Source organism: Pelotomaculum terephthalicicum JT, from assembly GCF_022410535.1.
Classification (GTDB): Bacteria; Bacillota; Desulfotomaculia; order Desulfotomaculales; family Pelotomaculaceae; genus Pelotomaculum_D; species Pelotomaculum_D terephthalicicum.
This window is the reverse complement of sequence record NZ_JAKNBL010000073.1, coordinates 1-5496: the sequence shown is the minus strand read 5'-3', so window position 1 is coordinate 5496 and position 5496 is coordinate 1. Positions and strand designations below refer to the sequence as shown.

The window sequence follows — 5496 nt, the reverse complement described above, 5'->3', positions numbered from 1 at the left end:
TCTAGCTATTTAATAAGATTTTGTGTTTAGCCAATGCATGCAATTGCATTGGGTTAAGTTAATTTGCCATTTTTGCCTAAAGATCTTGCGGGCATATGGAGTTTTCAAAGACCTATTTTCGTACTAACTAATCCCGGCTCGTTTTGTCAATGTTCATCTGGTATTTCTCAGCTATCTTTTGTGGTGTCTTACTTATGCTGCTTCCTGTAGTAACGGTCTTTTGATGTCGTTCATCATCTTATCTGGGTCATATGCGATACCTTTAGTCAACAAGGCGAAAAATACCCTGATTAACTTACAGCTTAGCAGTACCAACGATTGTTTCTTCTTTAGTGGATTTTGGCTCCTGGTAGTATAATAGCTGTGCAGTTCCTGAAAACCTTTGTTATTGGCTACCAGCGGCATGATTGCCTGGAACAGCAGTGATCTTAACCGTCGCCTTCCTCGCTTGCTGATACTGCTCTTTCACCTGCTGTATAACCAACATTCCAAGCATCAGTGTATGCCCATCTTTTTAATCCAAACCTTGGCTGTATAATCAGCAGGTTTTGCAACTTCTTTGGGCAGAATCTGTGCTTTTGCATCTGCAATGACCGCTTTAAGCTTCTGATTGTAGACTTTGTTGACCTTGCTGTAATTCTCACTGATTTCTGAAAGACCTGAACTTATCTGTTCCTTGATATATTCAAGCTTAAATTTGTCCACCTGGTCTTTCCATTCATCAATGACCTGTTTGATTTCCTTCACTTGGGTTTCAAAGCTTGCCTTGTAACCAGTGATAATTGCTTCAATTTTGGCTTTAAGTCCTATTTTCATATTTCATCTTTCCTTTCCGTAAATGGATTTTCTAAACCTATGGTTTCATAAATCTTGTTGATTTGCCCATCATAGAACTTGTTGACCTTTGCAGCCAACTGTTCCTTTTCTTCCTTACTGATTGCCATCAGATATTGCCCCCTGCGTTTGGTCATGGTGTTTTTCACCACTGATAAATCTTGATTCCGCTGCCTGTTAAGCTGTAAAGCCTTATCCAATTGCTGCTGTATGTAGTCACTCATAAAACCGCTCCAAAGTACAAATCAAGCTGAACATGTTATCCGTTTCTTCTGATATTTTACTTACGCTATATTCATCTTTTACCAATTGGTTAAGATGATTGATAATTTCTTCATTACGGTTAAGGAAATTTTCAATCAAAGCATTTTCTTCTTCATCTGCCGATTTTTGCAGTGATTTAAGCGTATTGTTTATACTTTTGATTTTGGGTGTTATCTCATTTCTAAAATCAGCACTGTCAGTATCTCTTAACCGTCTGCGGTCTACCCAGGAAAGCTACTTTTGCCAATTCAAGAACAACCCTGTCTTGATTCACACCAGTTCTTTTGCTTCTTTCAGCCATTGCTTTATTTAGCGTCTGAAACTCTACTATTCTCTACCAATTTATAACCCATACGGTCAGCATACTTTGGTGAATAACCTGCTCTGATAGCTGCCTGTGTAGCATTCAAGTCAATCAAGTATTCATCAACAAATTGTTTCTGCTTTTTATTCATCAAATCACCTTCTTTCTTTTAGGGTGTGTAAATCATCCATTAACACCATTTCAGCTTCCTGATTGCAAGTGCCTGGCTTACAACCAAGAAGCTGAATGGCTTCACAGACAGGATGGAAACAGCAAAACCTTATATAATAATTATATAAGACTTGCCCCTTGACGTATATAGAAAACCACTATATATGGATATTTGTGACACGTTTTGCACCATATATAGTGGTTTTTGAAATTAACTTTTCAATTTTATTTCTTCCGAACAATCTTCCCAACATATTCAGGGGATAAGCCAACATCATCTGCAATTTCATCCAAGGTTTGCCCTGAATAATAAGCATTCTTGATGTACTGTTCTTTTGATGCCTGGTCAGGAAAGTCAGTTGGCTTTTTTGTTATGTAGATACGATAACCAGCCCGTTTGTCTTTCAAAACCTGTGCAGCTTTTTCACCAATGTCAGGTGTTACTTCCTGAAGGGATACTGTGTTATTCATCAGCTTCATCCCCCAATTCGTCATCAAATATGATTGGTTGTCTTTTCACCAGGAAGTGTTCACCATTCAGATATTGATGCCTTTCACAATCAATATCTAAGCAGCATCCAGGCTGAATCTTGCCCAATCCAACCATTTCTGTTCTGTGTAACTGACCGCAATCAGGGCATATATACCAATAACCGCCTAACCAGGCAATAGGCTTGACCACATACAAACCATCTTCATTTTTTTGGGTTCTTGAATCAATGTAGTATTCACCCTTTTCACCTTCATTGACTACCTGAACACCTGCAAATAAGACCTCTGTGCTTTTGTTACTCAATAAATTTTTCAATTTTAAAAATGACCTCATTTTAATTCCATCCTTTCATGATTTAATTTATTTAACCACTGGTACACAATCACCTTGACATCAATCAAGGCTGCAACTATTTCTGAAAATATGCTGTCTGTTTCATTCATTTTTCTGACCATCCTTTCTGATTTTCATAGTTGGTACAAGTTATGGTACAAGAAGAACCTTTTCATCTTGTACCGCTAAAACCTTAGTATTTATGCGGTTTTCGGGGTTTGCGGTACAAGTAGTACAAGATATTTCTTATTTCTTATATATTTTTATTACTATGTCTTTTATAGCATTAGTTAGATTTTTTATATAAGGACTTCAAGACATCTTGTACTGTTCTTGTACCATCTGAAATAATTCAGTAATATCAAGGCTTTCAGCGGTACAAGATGCTAGTACAAGATATGTACAAGATTACCCTGTATCTTGTACCGCACTTATAAAAACCTGATATTTTTCCCCTAGTTTCTTCTGCTGCACAGTCTTGAAACACAGCATCTTGCAAATCTGCTTTGAGAATTCAATTTTCAAGTAAGGTCTTTGAATGCCATTGTTAATACAGAATTCCAGGTAATGCTTGTATACTTCATTTGTCTTTTCATTTTCAATCCTGAAATCTTCAGCTTCGCATTCCTTGACAAAGGCATAAATATTGTTGTTTCTAAGTTCAAAGTCATTCAGTTCTTCTTGAACATCCTTTGAACTTGTGTAACATTTGTTTTCAAGCACTCTTTTCAAGCCCTTCAGACCAAGTTGAATCAAATATTCAACTGCTTCTTGTGTCCGTAGCTCATACTTGATGTTAGGGTCATACCCTTCAACATCATTTGTGAATTTTGCATTGAAGGGTATGATTACCAACCTTCGCATAATTGAATAGCTTTCCTTTGCCCCACCCATTCGGGGGATATTGTTTGCTGAAAACATCATCTTTGCATAATTGTTGAATTCAAAGGGGTCTTGACCTTTCTTCTGCACTTGAATCCTTTCACCAGTGACCAACTTCCTGAAGATTGCCACATTCGGTATGTATTCAGAATTTATGTCATCACCGATATTTGCAAGCTTTCCAAACAGTTCAGCATTCTGAAATTTTTCAGATAGTTCATTCAGGTCAAGGGAAGAAAAGTTGTTTTCCCCAAGCATTGCTTTCAGCATGTCCAGGAATGTTGACTTTCCATTTGCACCTATGCCAGTAAGAATGAAAGCCTTACCGCCAGCAAGAGTGTTTGAGCGGTACATACATGAGCCAGCCATTTCTTCAAGCAGTGCCCTAATTTTTTCATCACCACAGGAAATATTGTTCAGTACAGTGTCAACCAAGTCTGATTTAGAAGCAGGATTATAATTATGCGGTATCATGTTGGTGATAATCACATCAGGTGTCAGTGGGGAAAATGAATCATCATTCAGATTGTATATCCCATTCCTGAAAGCAATCAGGTCGCTTCCATGAATCTGCTTGTTTTCACACATTAAGTCCAGGTATGACATGACTTCAGCCCTCTTTGCCCTGCTTAACTGTGGGATGTGCTTCAGCATAGCTGCATCAATTTTCTTGTAATCACTGGTGTATGCCCCATCCTGATAGATGTGCAGCCTTCCATTAAGCTTTATGATGTGGGATTCACGTTTGATGAACTCTGAAAACTTGTCGAACAGGAAGGTTGTACCTTTAAAGAATGACTGCTTCTTGAAAGCATCATCACGCAGGATGACTTCCAATTCCTGTTCAGACAAGGGTTGTTTGAGTACATATTTATTGATTATCCTGATGGTTTCTCTGATTTCATCAACTGTGAAGTCTGCTGCCTGAAGGGTCAGGATATATTTCCAAAGCGTATCATTACGTCCATCACCATCACCCAGGTCTGCAAAATTTACATTGCAGCCTTTGATTGGTGAAAAGAACTTTGGCAAGCTTTGGTATGGCTGTTTGCTATAAATTGAATATCGTTCAACACCTTTGAACTTCAGGCAGACATACCCATTCCTGCTGCCTGTCTTTATATCAACCATTACCCCACAAGCCAGCATCACTTTAGTGTGGTTCTGCTGGACAAAGCCTTCTTCATTGTGGAACAGGGCATGAATGCCCCTTCCTGCTTCCCTTTGGGTTACCTCACAGGATAATTCTTCACCCTGGATGATTTTCAGAAGGTTGTCTGAATTAACCTGGTCATCAGCATCTAAAGCTATTGAATCAGGGGTCAGAAGTCCAAGGATTCCATCACTGGTTTCACATTCGCCTAAAGACCACTGGTTTTCTTCCTTGGTGTATGAAAGTTTTGGTTCTTTTGTTCCAGGCTTTGCAGGGGTAAATGCCTTGAAAAATCCACTGCTTTCCTAATCTTCTGCCATGTATTTATTACCTGCCTTTCTGCTGTAAAATAGAGTGCTGCCATTTAACCCTGGTATTCAACATCAAAGAAGTAGACAGGGATTTCAACAGGCGGTATGTCCAGCAGTTCACAGGCTTTATTAATTTCAGGCTGTGTGAAGTCAGTTGCACTTTTCAGCCTTGAATTCATCTTTTCCTTGCTCATTCCCATTGCCTTTGCAAAAGCATCCTGGTTGCCATACTTTTCATTGATTCTTTCTTCCAGCTTTTTGTGATTGAAAATAATAAACATCTTAATTTCCACCCTTTCAAATTTTAGTTTTTTAGCTTACCCTGTGCAGGTCTGCAATTTCATTGATATTGGTCAGGTCTTTACCTTCATATCTTTCAAGGAATTCCAGCAAGGCTGTTTTCCTTACTTTATAACATCCAAGCTTCAATGCTGGTAAAAGACCGCTATTGATAAGACTGTACACATATGCTGGATTAGTCTTTATCATTTTTGAAACTTCTTTGACTGTGTAAAGTACATCTTCCATCCTTATTCACTCCCTTCAATTAAATCTTCAACTTTAACATTCAGTGCCTTGGCAATCTTTCCAACAGTCAGCGGTCTTGGCTTTTGAGAACCATTTTGTTAATGCTACCGCATAATGACCAAAAACAGCTGGTATAAGTTGTCCATGTTTTGACGGATAAAGTGACCAAAAATGAAAAAGTCCGTTAGTCCGCCTGTCATCTTTTTTGAATAATATTTGAGGG

General features: G+C 38.4%; 9 protein-coding genes and 1 pseudogene. All 10 read right to left on the bottom strand.

Going from position 1 to position 5496, the window contains the following annotated elements; genetic code table 11:
- Positions 1-192 precede the first annotated feature (192 nt).
- Positions 193-465 (bottom strand): annotated as a pseudogene (locus L9W92_RS18325) (IS110 family transposase); the annotation flags it as partial.
- Between the two features lie 30 nt (positions 466-495).
- Positions 496-816, bottom strand: a complete 321-nt coding sequence (locus L9W92_RS18320; protein WP_240085185.1) for a hypothetical protein — start codon at positions 814-816, stop codon at positions 496-498.
- The gene (locus L9W92_RS18315; RefSeq protein WP_240085184.1) at positions 813-1058 is read right to left on the bottom strand and encodes a hypothetical protein; all 246 of its coding nucleotides are present in this window, start codon (positions 1056-1058) and stop codon (positions 813-815) included. The genes L9W92_RS18320 and L9W92_RS18315 overlap by 4 nt, the downstream gene beginning before the upstream one ends.
- A 345-nt stretch (positions 1059-1403) precedes the next feature.
- Entirely contained in the window at positions 1404-1553 is a 150-nt protein-coding gene (locus tag L9W92_RS18310; protein ID WP_376741833.1) for a terminase small subunit, read from the bottom strand.
- A 245-nt stretch (positions 1554-1798) separates the two neighbouring features.
- Positions 1799-2044, bottom strand: coding sequence for a hypothetical protein (locus L9W92_RS18305; protein WP_240085183.1), 246 nt, complete (start codon positions 2042-2044; stop codon positions 1799-1801).
- Positions 2037-2399, bottom strand: a complete 363-nt coding sequence (locus L9W92_RS18300; protein ID WP_240085182.1) for a hypothetical protein — start codon at positions 2397-2399, stop codon at positions 2037-2039. The genes L9W92_RS18305 and L9W92_RS18300 overlap by 8 nt, the downstream gene beginning before the upstream one ends.
- A gap of 408 nt (positions 2400-2807) precedes the next feature.
- Positions 2808-4412 carry a DNA primase family protein gene (locus L9W92_RS18295; RefSeq protein WP_240085181.1) on the bottom strand — a complete coding sequence of 535 codons (1605 nt, stop codon included), beginning with the start codon at positions 4410-4412 and terminating at the stop codon, positions 2808-2810.
- A gap of 386 nt (positions 4413-4798) precedes the next feature.
- Positions 4799-5026, bottom strand: a complete 228-nt coding sequence (locus L9W92_RS18290) for a DUF739 family protein (protein WP_240085180.1) — start codon at positions 5024-5026, stop codon at positions 4799-4801.
- 31 nt (positions 5027-5057) lie between these two features.
- The gene (locus tag L9W92_RS18285; protein WP_240085179.1) at positions 5058-5273 is read right to left on the bottom strand and encodes a helix-turn-helix domain-containing protein; all 216 of its coding nucleotides are present in this window, start codon (positions 5271-5273) and stop codon (positions 5058-5060) included.
- 33 nt (positions 5274-5306) lie between these two features.
- Positions 5307-5496 (bottom strand): hypothetical protein (locus L9W92_RS18280; RefSeq protein ID WP_240085178.1); only part of this gene is annotated, 190 nt, incomplete at its 5' end.